Source organism: Streptosporangium album (assembly GCF_014203795.1).
Lineage (GTDB): Bacteria > Actinomycetota > Actinomycetes > Streptosporangiales > Streptosporangiaceae > Streptosporangium > Streptosporangium album.
In genome coordinates this window covers 1454037-1474281 of the sequence record NZ_JACHJU010000001.1, presented here as the reverse complement: position 1 = coordinate 1474281, position 20245 = coordinate 1454037, and the positions used below count along the sequence as shown (strand labels likewise).

Annotated in this window: 19 protein-coding genes and 2 pseudogenes; 14 read left to right on the top strand and 7 right to left on the bottom strand. The window is 68.2% G+C overall.

The window, feature by feature from the left end; genetic code table 11:
* Window positions 1-85: 85 nt before the first annotated feature.
* The 3 genes from FHR32_RS06985 to FHR32_RS06975 are packed head-to-tail and all read right to left on the bottom strand — an operon-like array spanning window position 86 to window position 3117.
* Complete coding sequence (locus FHR32_RS06985) at window positions 86-1609, bottom strand: tripartite tricarboxylate transporter permease (protein WP_184753538.1); 1524 nt, start codon at window positions 1607-1609, stop codon at window positions 86-88.
* On the bottom strand, window positions 1610-2146 hold the full coding sequence (locus FHR32_RS06980; RefSeq protein ID WP_184753537.1) for a tripartite tricarboxylate transporter TctB family protein: 537 nt from the start codon (window positions 2144-2146) through the stop codon (window positions 1610-1612).
* Entirely contained in the window at window positions 2146-3117 is a 972-nt protein-coding gene (locus FHR32_RS06975) for a Bug family tripartite tricarboxylate transporter substrate binding protein (protein ID WP_184753536.1), read from the bottom strand. The genes FHR32_RS06980 and FHR32_RS06975 overlap by 1 nt, the downstream gene beginning before the upstream one ends.
* 181 nt (window positions 3118-3298) lie before the next feature.
* On the opposite strand from FHR32_RS06975, the gene FHR32_RS06970 reads away from it, so the two are divergent.
* From FHR32_RS06970 to FHR32_RS06940, 7 genes and pseudogenes are all read left to right on the top strand, one after another.
* Entirely contained in the window at window positions 3299-4930 is a 1632-nt protein-coding gene (locus FHR32_RS06970; RefSeq protein ID WP_312882092.1) for an ATP-binding protein, read from the top strand.
* On the top strand, window positions 4927-5598 hold the full coding sequence (locus FHR32_RS06965) for a response regulator (protein ID WP_184753535.1): 672 nt from the start codon (window positions 4927-4929) through the stop codon (window positions 5596-5598). Before FHR32_RS06970 ends, FHR32_RS06965 begins: the two co-directional genes overlap by 4 nt.
* 88 nt (window positions 5599-5686) lie before the next feature.
* Window positions 5687-7750 (top strand): VanW family protein, encoded by a 2064-nt coding sequence (locus FHR32_RS06960; RefSeq protein WP_184753534.1) that lies wholly within the window; start codon window positions 5687-5689, stop codon window positions 7748-7750.
* A 532-nt stretch (window positions 7751-8282) separates the two neighbouring features.
* Window positions 8283-8991 (top strand): annotated as a pseudogene (locus FHR32_RS06955) (transposase family protein).
* Window positions 8992-9011: 20 nt separating this feature from the next.
* Window positions 9012-9905, top strand: a pseudogene (locus tag FHR32_RS06950) (Tn3 family transposase); the annotation flags it as partial.
* Between the two features lie 271 nt (window positions 9906-10176).
* Window positions 10177-10755 (top strand): RNA polymerase sigma factor, encoded by a 579-nt coding sequence (locus FHR32_RS06945; protein ID WP_184753533.1) that lies wholly within the window; start codon window positions 10177-10179, stop codon window positions 10753-10755.
* The gene (locus FHR32_RS06940) at window positions 10752-11681 is read left to right on the top strand and encodes a CU044_5270 family protein (protein ID WP_184753532.1); all 930 of its coding nucleotides are present in this window, start codon (window positions 10752-10754) and stop codon (window positions 11679-11681) included. Before FHR32_RS06945 ends, FHR32_RS06940 begins: the two co-directional genes overlap by 4 nt.
* An 84-nt stretch (window positions 11682-11765) precedes the next feature.
* Here the strand turns inward: FHR32_RS06940 and FHR32_RS06935 are convergent, their stop codons facing one another.
* Together FHR32_RS06935 and FHR32_RS06930 are read right to left on the bottom strand one after the other, a co-directional pair.
* Window positions 11766-12689: a tyrosine-type recombinase/integrase gene (locus FHR32_RS06935; protein WP_221465295.1), complete on the bottom strand. Its 924-nt coding sequence runs from the start codon at window positions 12687-12689 to the stop codon at window positions 11766-11768.
* 172 nt (window positions 12690-12861) lie between these two features.
* Complete coding sequence (locus FHR32_RS06930; protein ID WP_184753530.1) at window positions 12862-13086, bottom strand: hypothetical protein; 225 nt, start codon at window positions 13084-13086, stop codon at window positions 12862-12864.
* 281 nt (window positions 13087-13367) lie between these two features.
* Here FHR32_RS06930 and FHR32_RS42875 point away from each other — a divergent pair, with 281 nt between their 5' ends.
* From FHR32_RS42875 to FHR32_RS06905, 6 genes are all read left to right on the top strand, one after another.
* Entirely contained in the window at window positions 13368-13937 is a 570-nt protein-coding gene (locus FHR32_RS42875; RefSeq protein ID WP_221465294.1) for a hypothetical protein, read from the top strand.
* A complete protein-coding gene (locus FHR32_RS42870) occupies window positions 13934-14359 on the top strand; it encodes a tyrosine-type recombinase/integrase (protein WP_221465293.1) in 426 nt (141 codons plus the stop codon). Before FHR32_RS42875 ends, FHR32_RS42870 begins: the two co-directional genes overlap by 4 nt.
* Complete coding sequence (locus FHR32_RS06920) at window positions 14356-14688, top strand: helix-turn-helix domain-containing protein (RefSeq protein ID WP_184753529.1); 333 nt, start codon at window positions 14356-14358, stop codon at window positions 14686-14688. The genes FHR32_RS42870 and FHR32_RS06920 overlap by 4 nt, the downstream gene beginning before the upstream one ends.
* Window positions 14685-16268, top strand: a complete 1584-nt coding sequence (locus tag FHR32_RS06915; protein WP_184753528.1) for a site-specific integrase — start codon at window positions 14685-14687, stop codon at window positions 16266-16268. Before FHR32_RS06920 ends, FHR32_RS06915 begins: the two co-directional genes overlap by 4 nt.
* Window positions 16269-16270: 2 nt before the next feature.
* A complete protein-coding gene (locus tag FHR32_RS06910; protein ID WP_184756396.1) occupies window positions 16271-16834 on the top strand; it encodes a TIGR03620 family F420-dependent LLM class oxidoreductase in 564 nt (187 codons plus the stop codon).
* 133 nt (window positions 16835-16967) lie between these two features.
* Window positions 16968-17423 (top strand): cupin domain-containing protein, encoded by a 456-nt coding sequence (locus FHR32_RS06905; protein ID WP_184753527.1) that lies wholly within the window; start codon window positions 16968-16970, stop codon window positions 17421-17423.
* Here FHR32_RS06905 and FHR32_RS06900 read toward each other — a convergent pair.
* Complete coding sequence (locus FHR32_RS06900; protein ID WP_312882642.1) at window positions 17392-17751, bottom strand: winged helix-turn-helix transcriptional regulator; 360 nt, start codon at window positions 17749-17751, stop codon at window positions 17392-17394. The genes FHR32_RS06905 and FHR32_RS06900 overlap by 32 nt on opposite strands.
* Window positions 17752-17962: 211 nt before the next feature.
* On the opposite strand from FHR32_RS06900, the gene FHR32_RS06895 reads away from it, so the two are divergent.
* The gene (locus FHR32_RS06895; RefSeq protein ID WP_425584242.1) at window positions 17963-19201 is read left to right on the top strand and encodes an IS701 family transposase; all 1239 of its coding nucleotides are present in this window, start codon (window positions 17963-17965) and stop codon (window positions 19199-19201) included.
* Between the two features lie 322 nt (window positions 19202-19523).
* Here FHR32_RS06895 and FHR32_RS06890 read toward each other — a convergent pair whose 3' ends face one another.
* Window positions 19524-20243 carry a GPR1/FUN34/YaaH family transporter gene (locus tag FHR32_RS06890; RefSeq protein ID WP_184753525.1) on the bottom strand — a complete coding sequence of 240 codons (720 nt, stop codon included), beginning with the start codon at window positions 20241-20243 and terminating at the stop codon, window positions 19524-19526.
* Window positions 20244-20245 lie beyond the last annotated feature (2 nt).

The following is a 20245-nucleotide window of genomic DNA, read 5'->3' as shown; positions in this document are numbered from 1 at the left end:
GAGATCCTCCGCCCGGCGTCCTCCGTCAGACGGCTCCCACGAGATCGTCGAGCCCCGGCGGCTCGTACATAATCGGAGAACACGGCTATTCCCCGGACTCCCGTCCTGACGTGGTGGCACGCGACCGACGCGTGAGCAGCTTCCCGACCGCCGGGGCCAGCAGCACCAGGAGGGCGACCGCCAGCAGCGCCGCCGCGATCGGGCTCCGCACCAGCACGGTCACGTCGCCCGCGCCGATCGCCAGGGCCCGGCGGAGCTGGATCTCGGCCATCGGGCCCAGGATCATGCCGATCACGGCCGGCGCCACCGGAAGTCCGAAGCGGCGCATCGCGAAGCCCAGCATGCCCAGGATGTAGAGGATGACCAGCTCCACCCAGGAGGAGTTGAGCGCATAGACGCCCAGGGCGGCGAACAGCACGATGCCCGCGTAGAGGTAGGGGCGGGGGATGTTCAGCACCCGCGCCCAGAGCGGGGCCAGCGGCAGGTTGAGCACCAGCAGCATGGTGTTGCCGACGAACAGCGAGGCGACCATGCCCCAGACCAGCGCCGGGTTGTGGTCGAACAGCTGCGGGCCGGGCTGCAGGCCGTACTGCTGGAAGGCCGCCAGCAGGATCGCGGCGGTCGCCGACGTGGGCAGGCCCAGAGTGAGCAGCGGGACGAGGGTGCCCGCGGCCGAGGCGTTGTTGGCGGCCTCGGGACCGGCGACGCCCTCGATGGCGCCCTTGCCGTACTCCTCGCGGGCCACTCCCCGGGCCAGGCGCTTCTCGATCGAGTACGACAGGAAGGTGGGGATCTCCGCGCCGCCGCCCGGCAGCGCCCCGAACGGGAAGCCGAGCGCGGTGCCGCGCAGCCAGGGCCGCCAGGACCGCGACCAGTCGGAGCGGCCGAGGAAGGCCCGGCCGACGGGGATGACCTCCGGCGTGCCGTGCCGCAGCCGGGAGGCCACGTAGAGCACCTCGCCCAGCGCGAACAGGCCGACCGCGACGATCACGATGTCGATGCCGTCGAGCAGCTGCGGAATGCCCAGGGTCAGCCGAGCCTGTCCCGTCTGCTGGTCGATGCCGATCAACCCGATGACCAGGCCGAGTCCCAGTGAGGCCAGCCCGCGCACGACCGAGCGCGACAGCACCGACGACACCGCGGTGAAGGCCAGGATGGCCAGCGCGAAGTAGTCCTCGGGGCCGAACGAGATCGCGAAGTTCACCACCAGGGGGGCCGCGACGACGAGCAGCCCGGTGGCGATCGTGCCCGCAATGAAGGAACCGATCGCGGCGGTGGCCAGTGCCTGGGCGGCACGCCCCCGCTTGGCCATCTGGTTGCCCTCCAGCGCGGTGATCATCGAGGAGCTCTCACCGGGCGTGTTGAGCAGGATCGAGGTGGTCGACCCGCCGTACATGCCGCCGTAGTAGATCCCGGCGAACATGATGAACGCGCTGGCCGGGGGGACGGTGAAGGTGATCGGCAGCAGCAGCGCCACGGTCATGGCCGGGCCGATGCCGGGCAGCACGCCGACCAGCGTGCCGAGGGTGACGCCGACCAGTGCGTAGAGCAGGTTGACCGGGGTCAGCGCGGTCGCGAACCCCTCCATCAGGAGCTGGAACGACTCCATCTAGATCACCCCCGACAGCAGTCCCGCGGGCAGCGTCACGCCCAGCCCCTTGACGAACGCCAGATAGGTGACGGTGGACAGCACGATCGCGATCACCCCCGCGTGCAGGCGCCGGGTGGCCCCGAGTACCAGCGAGAGGCCGAAGAAGAGCAGCGCGCCCGCGATGATCCAGCCGAGCAGGTCCAGCAGTCCGGCGAAGGCCAGGAAGATCACGCTGACCAGCGCGACCGTCCGCCAGTCCGCGCGTGCGCCGGCGTCGACGTCCTCGCTCTCCTCGGGCTCACCGTGGCCGCCCCGGACCACGTCGATCACATAGAACAGCCCGATCAGCAGCAGCGCGGAGCCGACGATGACCGGGAAGAACCGGGGACCCAGCCCCAGCGCGGAGCCAGCGGCGCGGACGTCGGCGGTCCCCACGATCACGAACACGCCCAGTCCGAGGACGAGCAGCGCCAGGGCGAGCTCCGGCCGCCGCCATGAGTACGCCGGACCGGCGCCACCGTCGGTGGCGCCGGTCGGCTCTTCGGTGGAGTCCATCAGGAGACGAGTCCCATTTCCGCGATGATGGTCTTGACCTTGGCCTGCTCGGCCGCGAGGTAGTCGGCGAACTGCTGGCCGGTCTGGAAGGAGTCGATCCAGCCGTTCTTGGCCACCGCGTCCTTCCACGCCTGCGAGTCGTGCATCTTGGTGACCAGGTCGGTCAGGTTCTTCTTGGCGGCGTCGTCCAGCCCGGGCGGGGCCACGAACCCGCGCCAGTTGGCCAGCTCGACGTCCAGACCGCCCTCCTTCAGGGTGGGCGCGTCCACGCTGTCGACCCGGGCGGGCGAACTCACGCCGAGAGCCCGGAGCTTGCCGGACTTCACGTGCTCGGCGAACTCGCCGATACCGGAGATCCCCAGCGCGACCTTGTTGCCCAGCAGCGCGTTGAGCGCCTCACCGCCACCCGAGTGGGCGATGTAGTTGACCTGCTTGGGATCGATCCCGGCGGCCTTGGCCATCAGACCCGCCACGATGTGGTCGGTGCCTCCGGCCGACCCGCCCGCGATCGCGATCTTCGCCGGGTCGGCCTTCCACGCCGCCACCAGATCGGCCAGTGTCTTGTACGGCGAGGCCGCCGGGACCACGGCGATCTCGTACTCCTCGGTGAGCTTCGCGACGGGCGTGGTCTCGGTCAGCGTGACCTTCGACTTGTTCTGCTCCACCGCGCCGACCATCACCAGACCCATGGTCATCAGCAGGTTGCCGTTGCCCTTCTCCCCGGCGAGCTGGGCCAGGCCGATGGTTCCACCGGCGCCGGGGACGTTGTAGACCTCCACCTTGCGGGACGGGTCGGCCGACTTGAAGGCCTGCTCCGCCGTACGGGAGGTCTGGTCCCAGCCTCCGCCGGGCGAGGCCGGAGCCATGATTTTCAGCGTGCCGACGCCCGAGCCCGAGCCCGAGCCTGAGCCGCACGCGGTGAGGGCGGCGAGGGACAGGGCCGCCAGGGCGGCGAGTCTCCGAAGACGCATGGTCAACTCCAAACAACGTAAAGAAAAGCGTGGTGAGGATGGTGGGTGCCGCAGGCGACAGTGTCGATCCTTTGCGAGGTTGCCGTCGTATCGGTCGTATTGGTCACGTCGGTCGCGGCCATCGCGACCCCGCCGTTACCTCCGGCTGCTTTCATAGGCACCCTGAGCAGGGAGTTCATTCGTGCGACGCATACTCAACGCCTCCCTCGGCACCCAGCTGTTCGTGTTGCAGACGGTGATCGTGGTTCTCGCGGTGGGCGGTACGGCGGGCGTCTGGATGGAACACACCCGCAGTCAGCTCGACCGGCAGTACCAGCAGCGCGCGCTGGCGATCGCCGAGTCCGTCGCCGGGCTGCCCCAGGTCAGGGAGGCCTTCGCCCGGGTCCATCCCGAGCAGAGCCTGCAGCCGATCGCGGCGGGAGTACAGGCGGCCACCGGTGCCGACTACGTGGTGATCGCCAACCGGGAACAGATCCGTTACGCCCACCCCAACACGGCTCTGATCGGCAAGCGGCTGTCCACCGACGGCTCGGAGATCCTGACCAGCGGCCACACCTGGACCGGCATCCAGACCGGCACCCTCGGCCGTTCCGTCCGCGGCAAGGCCCCGATCTTCGACCCCTCCGGTCAGGTCATCGGCCTGGCCTCGGTCGGCGTGCTCCAGGACACCGTCGCCGACGAGCTCGGCTCGGCACTGCCACCGCTGCTGTGGACCGTGCTCGCCGTACTGCTCGCCGGATCCGCGGCCACCGGGCTGATCGCCCGGCGGGTCCGCCACCAGACCTTCGGACTGGAGCCCCGGGAGATCGCGGCCCTGCTCGAACAGCGGGAGGGGGTGCTGCGCGGGGTGAAGGAGGGGGTGCTCGCCCTTGACCTGCAGGGCAGGGTGACGCTGGTCAACGACGCGGCCCGCGACCTGCTCGGACTGTCCGTCCACGACGTCGGCCGGGGTCTGCGCGAGATGCCCCTGTCGGAACGGATGCGGGACGTGCTGGACGGTGCCGACCCGGGTGACGACCGGGTGGTTCTCCACCGCGACCGCGTGCTGGTGCTCAACCGCACCCCGGTGGCGGTCCGCGAGCAGCAGAGCGGCTGGGTGGTCACCCTGCGCGACCGCACCGAGCTGGTCGAACTCGCGCGCGAACTCGACCGGGCCAGCAGCACGACCGACGCGCTGCGCGCCCAGGCACACGAGTTCGCCAACCGGATGCACACCGTGGTCGGGCTGCTGGAGCTCGGCGAGCACGAGACCGCCGTCAACTACATCACCCAGACCTCCGAGGCCTACGGCAGGCACGCGTCCGGCATCCGGGAGAAGGTCGCCGACCCGACGCTGGCCGCGCTGCTGCTGGCCAAGTCCGCAGAGGCGGCCGAGCGGGGCGCGTCCCTGGTGCTCGCCGAGGACGCCCGGGTGGAGGAGGGCGTGCTCGGCGACCCCCGTGACGCCGTGCTGGTGGTCGGCAACCTGGTGGCCAACGCCCTCGACGCGCTGGAGGGGATCGGGGGAGTGGTCGAGGTCTCGGTCCGCACCGAGACCGACGGCCTGCACGTCCGGGTCGGTGACTCCGGCCCCGGGATCACCCCCGGTCTGGCCGAGGAGGTGTTCCGCGAGGGTTTCACCACCAAGATCGCTCACGCTGGTCCGCGCGGCCTCGGTCTGGCCCTGACCCGCCAGACGTGCTCGCGCCGGGGCGGCTGGGTGCGGGTGCACAACGCGGACGGCGCCGTCTTCACGGCCCTGCTGCCCCGGCGGGACGACGTCAGGCCGGGCGGCAGAACGGAAGAGCCGCCTCCCATGGGGAGGCCGCAGTGATCCGCGTGCTCGTCGTGGACGACGATTTCATGGTGGCCCGGATCCACAGCGGTTACGTGGCGCGGGTGCCCGGATTCACCGTGGTCAACGCGGCCCACACCGGGAGAGCGGCGGTCGCGTCGGTGGCCGAGCACCGGCCCGACCTGGTGCTTCTCGACATCTACCTGCCGGACATGTCGGGCCTTGAGGTGCTCATGACGCTCAGAGGCGTCTCCCACCCGGTGGACGTCCTGGTGATCACCGCCGCTCGGGACGTCGCCACGGTCCGCGCGGCCATGCGCGGCGGCGCGGTGAACTACCTGATCAAACCGTTCACCGCCGGAGCGCTGACCGAACGCCTGGAACAGTACGCCGACACCCGCAGGCAGCTTGCCGCGATCGGCTCCACGGTCGGCCAGGACCAGGTGGACCGGTTCTTCGGCACGGCCAAAGGAGGGCCGCCGCCGCTCCCCAAGGGACTGTCGTCCACCACCTGTGGCCTGGTCGCGGACGCGCTCAGGGAGACCGGCACCGACCTGTCGGCCGCCGAGGCGGCGGCGCTCACCGGCCTCTCCCGGGTCAGCGCCCGCCGCTACCTCGAGTACCTGTGCGCGACAGGCCAGGCCGAACTCCGGCCGAGGTACGGCACCGCCGGGCGACCCGAACACCGTTACCGGTGGACAGGCTGATTCGTTACTGCTTTTCGGGTCTTGACTGACGAATGTGGTCTAGGGTTAACGAAGGTAAAAAACTGCGGAGCAGGAGGAGACGGAGGCCGTGCGGAACGCCGGAGCGTCGATAGACCCACCGACGGACCCGTTCGCGGCGGTTCCACTCCCCTCGCGCCCGGTCCGGCCGGGCGCCCGCGATCCCAGCGTTCTCCCCGGTGAGCAGCCCAAGGGCGGCTCGCGGCTCCCTCCCGGTGTCTCGCCTGACATCTTCGGTCCCTCCGGGGCCGGCCAGCCCGCGGCGCCCTCCGGATTCGGCCGGCCCGCCGGTTCCCTCCAAGGCGCCCCCGGGCTGCCGCCTGTGGCCCCCCCACCCCAGCCCTGGCAGATGGCCGCCCCGCCCGAGCGCTCCTTGCGGCAGCATGACGAGACGGCGTCCGGCGGCCCCCAGCAGCCCGAGTCGCCCCATTTCACGGAGCCCCCCCGTCGCAGGGGACGCAGATCCCTCCTCGCCGTCGTCGTCCTGCTGTTGCTGGCCGGCCTGGCCTATGCCGTGCCCGCGATCATCATGTCCGGCAAGATGCTGCCCGGCACCCGGGTCCACGGCGTCGACATCGGCGGGCTGACCGCGACCGAGGCGGCGGACAAGCTCAGGGACCGGCTGCAGGGCAAGGTCGGCGAGGAGATGACCCTCCTGGCCGCGGGCAGGAAATACTCCCTCGACCCCGAGAACGCCGGGCTGGAGTTCGACATCGTCGCCACCATCGGCCAGGCGTCCAGCGGCTTCCCCGGCCCGATGGACGTCTGGCGGGCGCTGACCGGCACCACCGAGTTGGCCCCTCAGGTCTCCGTCGACCCCGAGCACATGGACAGCGCTGTCACGGCCCTCGCGAAGAAGATCGACCTCAAGGTACGCGAGGGCGAGGTCACCTTCAAGGGCACCAAGCCGGTCGTGGTGACCCCTCGCGACGGTCACGAACTGGAGCGGGAGGCCGCGGCCGGAGCCATCAGGAAAGCCTTCCTGGGCGCCGGCGGCGAGGTCGAGCTGCCGGTTTCGGTGATCAAGCCCAAGGCGACGGAGGGGGCGGTCGAGAAGGCCGCCGCCGACGCCGGCAAGGCTCTGTCCGGTCCGGTCACTCTGACCTCCTCCGGCAGGCAGGCCCAGCTACCGGTGGATACCCTGGCCGCCCACCTGTCCTTCAAGGCCGAAAGCGCCGGCAGCATGGTCCCGGTGTTCGACGCCAAGAACGCCGTCGCAGCCGTGGAGAACAAGCTCGTCGACCCCGCTCAGGCCCCCCAGGAGCCCACCTTCCGGATCGTCGGCACCACGCCGGAGCTGGTCCCCGGCCGCAGCGGCAAGGGCATCAACGACGAAAAGCTCGCCGACGCCGTGACCCGGATGGTCACCAAGGGCGGCAGCAGGACGATCCCGGTCGTTCTCACGAACGTCAACCCCCGCGTCTCCGACGCCGAGGCGCGCAAGCTCGGCATCGAGGAGAAGATCAGCGAGTTCACCACTCCGTACGCATGCTGCGTATCCCGGGTGACCAACATCCGCACGATCGCCAAACTCCTCGACGGATATCTGGTCAAGCCCGGCGAGACCTTCTCCCTCAACGGCGTGATCGGCCAGCGCGACGCGGCCCGTGGCTTCGTCCCGGCCCCCATGATCGAAGGCGGGCGGTTGGTTGACTCGGTGGGCGGCGGCATCTCCCAGTTCGTCACCACCATGTACAACGCGGTCTTCTTCGGCGGCCTTGAGGATGTCCAGCACGTGGCGCACGAGTTCTACATCTCGCGCTACCCGGCCGGCCGCGAATCCACGGTCTCCTGGCCCGGGCCGGATTTCCGCTGGAAGAACGACTCCAAGTACGGCGTGCTGGTGAAGACCTCCTCCACGGCCACCTCGGTCACGGTCGCCTTCTGGAGCACCAAGCGCTACGACATCGAGTCGCTCTCCTCCCAGCGCTATGACTTCACCCCGTTCCGGAACGCCACCGGCACCGGTCCCTCCTGTCTTCCGATGGTCGGCCAGCAGGGGTTCACGATCGACGTGACCCGGGTCTTCAAGCAGGAGGGCAAGGAGGTCAAGCGGGAGACGAAGAAGACCGTCTACAAGCCCGAGACCAATCTCACGTGCACCTCCACGTCGGGTCCCGCCCAGAACGAGTGACTCCTGCCTTGGCTGTTCGCGCCGCGGGTGTTCCGGGGTTTCGGTGTTCGCGCTGTGGGTGTTTCGGGTTTCTCGGTTCGCGCTGTGGGTGTTTCGGGGTTTTCGTTGTTCGCGCTGCGGTGGGCAGGTGTTCCGGCCGGCCGTCGCAGTTGCCGTCCGGTGTTTCAGGCCTCCGGCCTGGCGGGCGCGACGGTTGCGGTTTTTTATACGCCGGCCGGAACACCTGCCCACCTCCGCGCCAGACCGCTCCGCCGTACGGCGTGCGGACCGTAGCCGCTCCCTTCCGGGCCGCCCAGCGGGCTCGCTGACGCTGAAGCGATCCGCGCCGTGGCCGTTCAGGGTCGGTCGCCGCCGCTGAAGCCTCCCTCTCCCACCACCTCAGGGCCGAGCACCGTGGAAACACCGGGATGTCCCTCAGTAAGAGCGCCCGGCAATAGGGATGGCGGTTCGCCTGCGGGTCGAGGTGAGATGCGAACAGGCACGGACGGGGTGATCATGGAGTTCTCTACGCTCAGTGATCACCGAGGTGCCCGTGCCTGCCGTGCCATCATCCCTACTGGAACCCGTCTGGGTCGAATTCCACGCCGTGATCGGCGGGGACCGCCCCGAATTCCACCCAGATCACCCGCTGGGCTGCCATCGACGCCGGATCCCCGACCGCGTGGTGTTCGAGCACGTCATCGATGCCCTGGTCCATGGATCGGGATACGAACGGATCGCGACGGCAGCCTGCTCGGATCGGACGATCAGACGCCGTCTCAGACAATGGGCGCACGCGGGGGTGGCGGGCTGAAGCGCTCCACCGCCACCGAGGGCGGCGGCATCCCGCTGGGCATCGTCTCCGCCCCGGCCAACCGGCATGACCCCCCGCTCCTGGGCCCCACCCTGGACGCGGCGTTGACACAGGTCAAAGCCATGCCGGACGGCGTGATCGCGCATCTGGACACGGCCTATGACAACGCGCCGAGCCGTGCCGTACTGGAAGAGCCGGGGTTACCGGTGAGATCTCCCGCAAGGGCGTGCCCGCGCCGATCCAGGTCGGTAAGCGCTGGGTGGTCGAGCGAACGAACTCCTGGATGAACGGGTACGGGAGGGCCCGCCGCTGCACCGACCGCGACGGCCAGATCGTGGACTTCTACCTGTACCTGGCCGCCGCATTCGTCGCCGTACGTCAGCTCATCCAACGCGCCCGCAAGCGTTATCGCTGGGACATCCGCCCGACGACCAAGCGACTGAAGTGATCCCTATTGCCGGGCACTCTAAGTACTTCGGCCGGGGCCGCGGCGCGACCTGGCTGAATATGCTGAATGACCAGGCCTCTGGACTGGGCGGGATGGTCGTGGCGGGCACCCCGCGTGACTCGTTGTACGTGCTGGACGTGCTGTATGACCGCGACGGAGGCAAACGCCCCGAGATGATCGTCACCGACACCGCCGGCTACAGCGACATCGTCTACGGCCTCCTCACCTTGGCCGGGTTTTCCTACGCCCCGCAGCCGGCGGACCTGCCCGACCAGAAACTGTGGCGCATCGACCCGCGCGCCGACTACGGGCCCTTGCAGCACATCGCGCGCGGACGCATCGCCCTGGACAAGGTCGAGCGCCATTGGGACGACATCTGCCGCATCATCGCCTCCATTCACACCGGCGCGGTCCGCGCCCACGACGTCATCCGGATGCTCTCTCGCGACGGCCGGCCCACCCCGCTGGGCGACGCGATCGCCCACTACGGGCGCATCCCCAAAACCCTGCATATCCTGCGGATGGCCGATGAGCCGACCTACCGGCACGAGATCAAGGCCCAGTCCAACCTGCAGGAAGGCCGTCACGCACTGGCCCGGCGGATCTTCCACGGCAAACGCGGCCACCTTTACCAGCGCTACCAAGAAGGTATGGAGGACCAGCTCGGCGCGCTCGGCCTGGTCCTCAACGCCGTGGTGCTGTTCAACACCCGCTACATGGACGCCGCCCTGACCAAGCTGCGCGTCCAGGGCTTCACCGTGCGCGATGAAGACGTTGCCCGCCTTTCACCCTTCATCCACGCCCACGTGAACATGCTGGGCCGCTACTCCTTCGCCCTGCCCGAACTACCCGGAGGTTCGCGACCATTGGGTGAGTCCGCCGACACCCATCCTGACCAGGGTGTCGGCGGTTGAGGTACCGGGGCCCCACCAGTAGGCCCCACACCCAGTCAGAACGGCGTCTCGGCGGCGGCGACACTCCTCCCGATCACCGGCCGGCGACGGTCGGCACCCAGTAGACGGTCTCCAGCACGAAGTTCTCCCGCGCCTGGCCGCGGCGGCGGATCTTGGCGCGCGCTCTTGGCCTTCACCCGAGCCTGCCGGGCGGTCGGCAGCGTCCCGTGAACTCGTTTCCTGACTTGTGTGAAAGACGGACGACACTACTTCCTTAAGAAGGCCCACCCCCATGCCGCTCAGTACGACCCTGTCTGACGCCGCCCTGATCGAACGGTCGTGGCGAGATCCCGAGGATTTCGCCTTGCTGTTCGACAGGCACGCAGGGCACATCCACCGTTATGTGGCCCGCCGGCTCGGCGACGACACGGCCGACGACGTCGTCTCCGAGACGTTCCTCGCCGCGTTCAGGCAGCGCCGCGACTATGACACCGCCCGTCCGGAGGCCCTCCCCTGGTTGTACGGCTTCGCGACCAACTTCATCCGCCGGCATCAGCGCGCCGAGATACACCGCTATAAGGCGTACTCGAAAATGGGCGTGCTTCCCGACGCCGACGACGCCGCGGAACAAGCTCTTGAGCGGGCGAGCGCGCATGCCGTACGCCGCCCTCTCGCCCAGGCGCTCGCCTCATTGAAGGCCCGCGACCGCGACGTCCTCTTGCTCGTGGCCTGGGCCGACCTCACCTACGAGGGGGTCGCCAACGCCCTGTCCATCCCGATCGGAACAGTCCGTTCCCGCCTCAACCGCGCGCGGGCCATCGTCCGCGACGCCCTCGGCAGCACCGACCCCACGACGGAGCAGACCTCATGAACGAACTAACCGACCTGACCGAACTCCGCGACCTGTTCGCCGACAAGGCGCACCCCACGGCGGACCGCCTCGCCCCCGCCCGTACCGCCCTCCTGGCCGAGGCCCGCACGAAGCGGCGGCCCCGGGCGGCCGGCCTGCGGCGTCTGATGCTGGCAGGCGGCCTGGTCGCGGCGATGACCGCAGGAGTGATCGCCGTCCAGACGTTCAACCCCTCCGCTCCCGTGAGCGCCGCCGAGGTCCTGAGGCTGGCGGCCGAGGCCGCGACCGCCACCCCGTGGCCGGAACCCCGCGACGACCAGTACCTCCACTACGAGCGGATCGCGGAGTCGCACAGCGAGAACGGGGTTCCCAACGTCGGTCCGCGCCACATCACGGGTGAGGTCTGGGAGTCCGTCGACGGCTCCCGCCCAGAACTGTGGTGGCACAAGCCGTCGAAGTCCCACCCCCAGGACCGCGAGTACAAGGAACTCCTGACCCGGTGCCCCGGCCGCGGCGGCCCCGCCTACGCCGACCTCCGTGGGTGGCCGACCGACCAGGAGCAGCTCCGGCACAAGCTGGCCGAACGCGGTAACGAGATGGTCCTCAACAAGGACGCCGCGACCCAGATCTGGCGCGGCGTCGTCGGCGTCCTCAGCAGGCCGATCCCGCCCAAACAGCAGGCGGCCATCTTCAAGCTCGCCGCGACCCTGCCGGGCATCGAGACGGAAGAGCTCAAGGACGCCACTGGCAAATCGGGCATCGCCGTGACCCGGGTGGACAACCGGGGCCGCGAATCCTTCATCTTCGACAAGACCTCCTACGTCCTCCTGGGCGGCCAGGAACTCGTGCCGGGGCGAGGGCGTGAACTCTGGTCCATAACCCGTCCGCAGATCACCGACGTACTCCCGGCCTGGTCCAAGTCCCTGAAGCCGGGCGGCTGCGTCTGAGCCTGCGCTCACCGGACGGCAGGCCGATCGTTATCCGAGGAGGATACGAGGGGGATGAACGCTCTCTGGCCTCCATCGTTTTCCTCAGCGCCTGCGGGCGGCGGGATCACGTCCCGATTGCCAGCGTGCGAGTGCTTCGCCGGAAACTCGGGCGTAGCGGGCCAGTGAGGCGACCGAGGTGTGCCCGGAGTAGGCCAGCAGGGTGGAGGTGTTGGCGCCGTCCTCGGCCGCGTGGGTCAGCGCCGAGTGCCGGAGTTGGTGCAGTGTCCAGCCGCCGGTGGCGGTCTCGAACAGCTCGGCCGCCCGGCGGTAGGACAGCCGCGCCTTCCCGCTGCCCGCGTCGACGTCGGCCGGCGGCAGTTCCACCCGGGCACGCCGGTCGGTGGTGAACACCGGCCCGCTCCGGCGCCCGTCCAGCAGACGGGGTAGCAGCCGGGCGGTGCCGGTGCGCCAGACGATGACGTCGACCGCGCCACCCTTGCGCCGTACTCGGGCCCGCCGGTTGCGCAAGTCCAGCTCATCGACATCCAGGCCCAGAGCTTCCGAAGACCGCGCTGCGGACTCGTACAGCAGCCGCCACAACGTTCGCTCACGTAGCGCGATCCCCTCCCGGCCGAGCAATTCGGCGACCTCGCCGCGATCCAGGGAACGGGTGCGGTCGGCCTCGACCGGCCGACGCTTGAGCCGGCGCAACGGGTCCTCGATGATCCAGCCCTGATCCCGCCACCAGCCGACAGCTGAGGCCAACGCGTTGAGCCGGGCGTTGACCGTGGCAGCCGAGGCCGATCCCCACCGCTCGATGAACCAGGCGGCGACTCGATCAGCCGCGGCTTCCCCCTCGAACACGGTCATAGGGGTGTAGGAACCGAACCTCTCGGTCAGAGCACGCAACGCCGTGGCGTAGGCCCGCGCCGTGTTGGGATTGGACACCCCGGCGAGAAATCCCTCAATCGCGTCCTTGAGCGCCGGGACCGACCGCTCGACACCGATCTTGCGGACCACTCCCACGACGCCTCCCCGCTCTATCGCAGATAACCATGAGGTCTGGCCCCCACCCGGCGGAGGCATTCCTCCAGGACGGCATCGACGCTATCGCAGATAATCATGGAGTATCTGCGGCTAGCTGCTCTCAAAGGGGTCCGGGGAGAAGCTGTACAGCGCTGACCTGCTCTGAGAGGGCTTAGCGCACGATCCGGTTCCGATGTTCCTCAGACCCCATGTCCTCGCCGCTACGACCGAACACCTCGGCCACGCTCGTCTTGCCCGACTTCACCAAAGCGTTCGCCCGCCGCTCTGGAGTCATCGTCGGCAACGCCATCGAACTGCTCTCCCGTAGATAGATCGGCTGGTCACACGCCCTCCCGCCGTACACGCCGGCGGAGACCACCGCACCATCATCGCGCACAGTGTCAACGGATGTGACGGTAACCCGGACTCACCGTTCCTGTCCTACGAGCGACCGCTATTTCAACAAATGAAATACAGATCAGTGTGCATTACGAGGGGTGGTGGTCCGGTCCCTGCTGGTTGACGTGAGACGTGGGCCGGCCAGTACGAGAAGACTGCACTCTATCGAGGCGCCAGCATGGCCGGTCTCTACCCCTTCCTACCTGGGGACTTGCGCAAGCGATTACATCTAATGAAAGATCTCTTCGTCTGATGTAAGTGGCGGAGGGTGACTGAGACATGCGTGGTGAGGCTCCGGGGACTGCCCGGTTGCAGCTGGTGGGCGGGTTACCGCTGTTGCGTCCCGAGGAGCAGGTCTTCGAGGCGATGCTGGACGGGTGGCGGAATCAGCAACTGGCCCGCAACTTGGCGTTCTCGACGATTGAGGGTCGAGAGGCGACGGTGAGAGGCTTCGCCGGGCACGCGGACGCGTTCCCGTGGGAGTGGACCGCGCAGGCGGTGGATGAGTGGTGCGGTGACCTTCGGGCGGTGCGGAAGGTGAAGCAGTCGACGCTGCGCAACTACTCCGGGTCGGTCCGCTCGTTTTGTCAGTACGTCACCGACCCAGCCTACGGCTGGGCCGAGCAGTGCGAGACCCGGTTCGGTACCCACCCGGTTCAGGTCGTCCACGAGTGGAACTCCGCGGTGCACGCCCAGGAGTACGAGGGCGACCCGTCCAAGCGGGCCTTCACCCTGGACGAACTGCAAGCGCTCTTCGATCACGCCGATGAGCAGGTGACCCAGGTCCGCGGGCGGGGCCGGAGTTCGGCGAGTACGGCGTCTGCTACGTCCGCTTTGGCAAGGCTATGAAGGGTTCGCCGCCCAAACGCCGCAGCGTGCTGACCGTCTGGGACTGGATCGCCGAAACCGTCGAACAATGGGAGACCGAGGTGCGGCCGCTGTTCACCACCGCCGATGCCGGGGCCTTGTGGCCTTCTGAGCGCGGCCCTCGAATCGGGTTCTCCCAGATGAACACCCGGCTCGCCACCTACCGCGACGCGCTCGGCCTGGACGCCGGGCTGGACTTCCACTCATTTCGCCGCTCCTACGTCACCCACCTCATAGAAGATGGATTCGACGCCCGTTTTGTTCAAGATCAAGTGGGCCACGAGCACGCTAGCACGACCTCTATTTACACCTGCGTCTCGTCCGACTTCCGCACGCGGACACTGCGCCGGGTGCTGGACACCACGATCGATGCCGCCCTGCGGCCCGCGAGGAGCATGCGATGAAACGGCAGGTCAGCTACCAGTGGCGGCTGCGGGAGATGATGGCCACCCACGGCATGTTCAACGCCACCGACCTGGCGCCGTTGCTTGTCGACCGCGGGATCCGTCTGTCGTCGGTCCAGGTCTGGCGTCTGGTCACCCAGACCCCTGAACGGTTGTCGATGCCCGTGCTGGCCGCGCTCTGTGACATCTTCGAGTGCACCCCGGCCGAACTGATCGTCACCAAGGCCGAGAACACCACCAGGCGGCGCACCGCCACCTCGGCTGCCGGCGGTGACGTCGACCTGGCCGCGATCATTCGGCCCAAGCGCGCCCGCGTCCGACCCGAATGACCACAGACACGCAGCCCGGCGTGGCCGGTGATCCACAGGTCGCCGTCCTTCGCGGAGCCGTCGACCACTTCATCGACGAGATCATCGGACGATCCCCGGCTGCCCGCCTGCGACTGCTCACCGAACTTCGACACGAGCTGAACGCGTCACTCGATAGTGCGCGCGTCCAGGCAATGACCGACGCCTCGGCCCAGGGCTGGGGCTTACGCCGGATCGCTGAGCAGTGCGACCTGTCCCACGAACAAGTACGACGCTTACTCGCAGGCAGTGTGGACGCTGCCAAGAGCGCCCGCAGCAAGTACAGCAAGAACCAGGGGATCTGCCGGGAGTGCGCGGGCATGGCCCGGCGCTTCTGCACCCGCTGCGGAGAAGAGGAGGGGCCTTTGCCCGCAGGCCTCTGTCAACGCTGCACCCTGGCAGATGCTCTCTGTCTGGTGCTGGATGACGGCAACGGCCAGGTCAGTCCACCCCTGAAGCCCTTGTTCGATGGTCTGTGCGCTGCGACAGAACCGGGAACGGTTCTGGAATGGCTGACCGGGCAGGTCCGTGACCTCCTCGAAGGGCTGGCCACCGGACGCATTGGCCTTACCCATGAAGCTCTCAACTCCCTGGAGCCGGTACGCACCGTCGACCACCTGCGAGATCTGCTGGTGCACCACGGGGTACTACCGCCGCTGGACAAACAGCTGGCGCTGTTCGAACGCTGGCTGCCACGCTATCTCGACAACCTCGCCGAGCCGGTGCATGCCCGGCTGGTCGGCCACTTCGCGACCTGGCACGTTTTGAACCGCATGCGGCGCCGGGCCGCTAAACGCCGTCTCGTCCCCAGCGCCAATGACCACGCCAAGCAGCAGGTCTCCCAGGCCGCTGCACTGCTGACCTGGCTCGATGGTCGCGGCCGGTCCCTCGGCAAGCTCGGCCAGGCCGACGTGGACGCCTGGTTCGCCGAGAGCACCGCCACCCGTCGGCCCTCTCTGGATTTCCTGCGCTGGTGCGCCGAGACCGGGAGAACCTCCAAGCTCACGCTGCCTACGGGGAAGGTGACCAACCCGGCCCCGATCACCCAGCATCGCAGGCTGGAGCTGATCCGCGTCCTGCTAACCGGTGACCGCGCGCCGCTCTTCGTCCGCGTCGCGGGCCTGATCGTGCTGCTCTATGCCCAGCCTGTCAGCCGTCTGATCCGCCTCACCACCGACGACCTCACCGAGAATGACACCGAGATGCTCCTCCGGCTCGGCGATCCGCCTGTCACCGTCCCCGATCCTTTCGCCGCGCTCCTGCGGGGCTACCTCAAGCAGCTCCCCAGGCAGATCAACAGCACAAATCCCAGCAGTGCCTGGTTGTTTCCTGGTCAGCGGGCCGGACAGCCAGCCAGCGTCGGCGGCGTCCGCGACGCCCTTCGCGAGGCAGGGATCCCCACGCTCGCGGCCCGCAGCGCGACACTCCGACAACTCGTCCTGCAAGCCCCCGCCCCGGTGATCGCGGTCATGCTCGGCTATCACCACACCACCACGACCGGCACCGCCGCCGAAGCCGGATCTCCCTGGAGCAAGTACGCCCCCGGCGACCACAGTAAGTAACAATCGCCACTTCGACGAGCAGAACACCGACTACTCGATCACCGACTCTTGCCAGTCTCGGAGGCCTCCTTGACGGCCTTGACCAAGCGGACCCGCCGGTGCCCGCTGAGCGCCGGGTGTTGGCCGCGCTCGGCCCGAAGATGCTGGATCTTGCGGCGAAGCGGGCGTGCGGAGTCCATCCCTACCCTGTCACCCCGGAGCACACCTGGCGTGCACGTGAGGCCCTGGGGGAGGAGCCCCTCGTGCCTCCGGAGCAGACGGTGATCTTGTGTGCGGGGGCGGACGCGGCGCGTGAGATCGGCACCGACTGGCTGCGGCGGTATCTCGCCCTGCCCAACTACGCCAACAACCTGTTGCGTCTCGGCTTCTCGCCCGAGGACCTGGCGTTGGTGAGCGATCGTCTGTTCGACGCCGTGATCGCATGGGGAGACGAAGCGGCGATCAGACGCAGGCTGGACGAGCACCGCGCCGCTGGCGCCGATCACATCCGCATTCAGGTGCTCACCGCGGACCCGAACGCCTTTCCACGGCAGCAGTGGCGCCGCCTCGCCGCCGCCCTCGGATAGTTCTGCGGGTACGCCCCAAGTTCGCTGGGACGGAGAAGAGGTCTGAGTCTGTGAGCGATGGTTACCTCACGATTACCAGGTAAGGAAAAAGTGCGATATGGGCAGGTGGCGTGGAGAGGTGCATGCTGGTGCCATGACCATCATCAGTCAATTGGACTATGTCCCCTTTCCTGCGGACCCGCATAACTACAAGCCGGGCTCCCGATATTCACTGGTGCTCGATCCGGTCCGCCCGGACGGCGCTTACGTGAAGGGATTGGTGCTGAATTTCGAGCACTTGGCCTCGGGGGAAGTCATCCCGATCCACGTGCACACCAACGAGGAAGTGCTGATCATCGACGAGGGTGAAGTGGAAGCCTACTATGACGGAGAATGGCAACCGGTGGGCCCGGGCGCCGTCATTTTGGTGCCGCCCGGCGTCGCGCACGGATTTCGCAACAAGTCGGGGGGCCGGGTCAAGTTGCACGCGGTATTCGCCGGTCATGTAGTCGGTACGCAGCTCCTGGAGCGCAGCCCGGCGCCCGGCACGGAGAACGAGCCACCGCCTCCGCCGTACCTCATTGACTTCCGCGAGTCGCCGGGCGCGTGAGAGCGCTCGCCCGCTCGGCTTGCGCGTCATAGACGGTGCGGGCCGCGTCGATCTCCTCAAGGTGGACCTCGGCCCAGGTGACGAGATTGCCGACCGCGTCGAGCAAGGCGTGTCCCATCGGGGTGAGCGTGTACTCCACGCGTGGCGGCATGACCGCATAGATGGTGCGCGTGATAATTCCGTCGCGCTCCAATTCTCGCAGGGTGACGGTCAGCATGCGATGGCTTATGCCGCCGATGTCACGCCGTAGCTCGGTGAATCGTTTGGTCTCCGTGCCGAGCAGGGATATCACGGGCAGCGACCACTTGTCTCCAACCCGGTCGAGGATTTCCCGGGCCCGGCAGGGGGTCCCGGTAGTACTGGGGAAATTTTCGACGGATATGCAGGTCGAAGCCCCCGTAAAGGGCTTCGAGCACAGCCTGAAAAACGGACCGCTGACCTGCATATCCGTTGTTTCCTGCGCCGTTACTACCGGTACTACATTCAGAGATCTTGAGGATGAGCCTCGTGACGGGGTGTAGTTCGTCCATTATCTGTGCGTGACCTGTTCATTCACCTACGATCTTGTCGTGTCCTGGGATGCGGAGCTGTCGGCGTTGACCGAGCGGATCGCCGGGCCGCTGTTCACCCGGCCAGAACCCCGGCAGTCCTTCGCCGACCTGGTGCGGGCCCTGCTGGCCGACGTGCCGCGCAAGAACTCCTGGCAGCTGGCCGATCACGTCGGTCATCGAAAGGCTTACCGGCTGGAATGGCTGCTGAACGGCGCCAAGTGGGACGCCGACACCCTGCGCGATGAGGTTCGCACCTACGTGGTGGAGCATCTGGGCCGCCCCGACGGAGTGCTGATCGCCGACGACACCCAAGCGATCAAGAAAGGCGACAAGTCCGTCGGCGTGGCGCCACAGTATTGCGGCGCGAGTGGTCAGGTGGAGAACTGCCAGGTCATGCCGATGCTGACCTACGCCTCCGCGGTGGGGCACGCGTTCATCAACCGGCGCCTGTACCTGCCCGAGAGATGGGCCGATGAGGCCGGCCGGCGCAAGGAGGCGGGCGTGCCCGAACAGGTCGGCTTCCGCACCAAGCCGCACCAGGTGATCGACATGCTCACCGAGGAACTGGCCGCCGGCACCCCGTTCCGCTACTTCGCCGCCGACTCCGGTTACGGCCGCGACCCGGGCTTGCGCGCCTTCTGCCACGAACAAGAGATCGCCTACGTGATGGCCGTCCCGGTCGATCTGCCGCTGATCGCCGTGCGGGGCGGGGGCGAGCCGCTCGGACACGTGCTGGACCGGCTGCTGGCCTGCGGCACGCCCGCACTGTGGGAGCGCCGCTCCTGCGCAGACGGCACCAAGGGCAGACGCTTCTATGACTGGGCGGCTGTGGCGGTGAGCGTCAAAGACCAGCTCCCGGCCCCGGGCTTGGCCCATACCGTGCTGATCCGCCGCAGTATCAGCGATCCGGGCGAGATGGAATTCTTCTTGGCCCACGCCCCGACCGGCACCGCCGTCACCGAACTGATCAACGCCGCGGGGATGCGCTGGAAGATCGAGGAGAACAACGAACAGGGAAAGGACCTGCTCGGCCTGACCCAGTACCAGGTCCGCAAGTGGACGCCCTGGCACCGGCACGTCACCACCGCCATGCTCGCGCCGGCCTTCTTGGCCGTGACCCGCGCCCGTCTACCTGACGACACCGCCGCCGACGCCACCGCTGCCTGCGCCATCGACCAACCGAACGACTGGGGAAAAGACCATCCGCCCCGGGAGAAGACCAGCTGATTTCGTCCCGGCTGATCCGGCCTTCCCTCGCTGAGATCCGCCGCGTCCTGGCCCGTCTGCTCCTGCCCGCAGCCGCAGCCGCGGCCATCGACCACGTCCTGGCCTGGTCCGCCTTCCGCCAGATCCACCAAACACGCGCGCTGATCAGCCACTACCGCCGGCGAGGCGACCCCCTACCTCAAGATCTCCGAATGTAGTACCGGTGAGAGTCGTTCAGCTCTGGCACGAGCCGCCGCCCCCGAGCGTCCACCATTCGCCGACCGGCATCGTGGTCATGGCTCTCTCTTTCACAAGTCACGAAATCCGGGCGCAGCCGGGTGCGTCATAGGGTGCGCCGCACGCCTGCCTGGCGTTCGAGGTTGCGCAGTTGGACCGTCAGGTCGCCCTCGACGGCATGGTGCGCGGGGCCGGAACGGCCGATCGGCAGCACTTCCTGGCCGCGCATGTCTTCCAGCATCAGAGCGAAGGCGGCGTACAGCGCCACGGCGGCCAGCAGCAGGCCAAGTACGCCGGAGACCGTGGCCACCCACGGTGTCCCGGTCAGGTTGGCGGCCGCGCTGACGGCGAAGCGAGGCACGGCCGTGCACAGCACCAGCCACAGAGCCCGCTTGGGTTTGGCCAGGCTCGCCATCAGGGCGGCGAACAGGGTGAAGACCAGGTTCAGTACGCCGAGCACGGAAGTGCCGGACGGAGAATCGAGGGCGAGCACCAGAGAACTGGCCAGCCACATGCCGGAGAAGCAGGCCATCAGGGTGGCCGCGATCACATCGCGGGCACCGAAGGCGAAGACCGCCACCACGAGCTGCAGCACGAACGCCGGCAGGATGGTCATGGCGATCGCGCGGTGGGCACCGGGCGGGAACAGGCCCAGCTGAAGGCTGGCGATCATCACCGACGCGATGGCCACCGAGTAGAAGCCCAACGGCATCGGAGAGGCGATCGGCCGCAGGTTGATGCGCGTCATGCGACGCAGGTCCGGTTCGTGGTAGCGGCCGCCGGGTGAGGCCTGCTCGCCGGCGGGCTGGGGGTCAGGAGTGTTCATAG

Bases quoted from the DNA above. Each gene is read 5' to 3' on its own strand.
- FHR32_RS42875 (WP_221465294.1), top strand. From the start codon at position 13,368: ATGCGTGGTGAGGCTCCGGGGACTGCCCGGTTGCAGCTGGTGGGCGGG.
- FHR32_RS06890 (WP_184753525.1), bottom strand. From the start codon at position 20,243: ATGAACACTCCTGACCCCCAGCCCGCCGGCGAGCAGGCCTCACCCGGC.
- FHR32_RS06980 (WP_184753537.1), bottom strand. From the start codon at position 2,146: ATGGACTCCACCGAAGAGCCGACCGGCGCCACCGACGGTGGCGCCGGT.
- FHR32_RS42870 (WP_221465293.1), top strand. From the start codon at position 13,934: ATGAAGGGTTCGCCGCCCAAACGCCGCAGCGTGCTGACCGTCTGGGAC.
- FHR32_RS06985 (WP_184753538.1), bottom strand. From the start codon at position 1,609: ATGGAGTCGTTCCAGCTCCTGATGGAGGGGTTCGCGACCGCGCTGACC.
- FHR32_RS06940 (WP_184753532.1), top strand. From the start codon at position 10,752: ATGAACGAACTAACCGACCTGACCGAACTCCGCGACCTGTTCGCCGAC.
- FHR32_RS06920 (WP_184753529.1), top strand. From the start codon at position 14,356: ATGAAACGGCAGGTCAGCTACCAGTGGCGGCTGCGGGAGATGATGGCC.
- FHR32_RS06915 (WP_184753528.1), top strand. From the start codon at position 14,685: ATGACCACAGACACGCAGCCCGGCGTGGCCGGTGATCCACAGGTCGCC.
- FHR32_RS06975 (WP_184753536.1), bottom strand. From the start codon at position 3,117: ATGCGTCTTCGGAGACTCGCCGCCCTGGCGGCCCTGTCCCTCGCCGCC.
- FHR32_RS06945 (WP_184753533.1), top strand. From the start codon at position 10,177: ATGCCGCTCAGTACGACCCTGTCTGACGCCGCCCTGATCGAACGGTCG.
- FHR32_RS06905 (WP_184753527.1), top strand. From the start codon at position 16,968: ATGACCATCATCAGTCAATTGGACTATGTCCCCTTTCCTGCGGACCCG.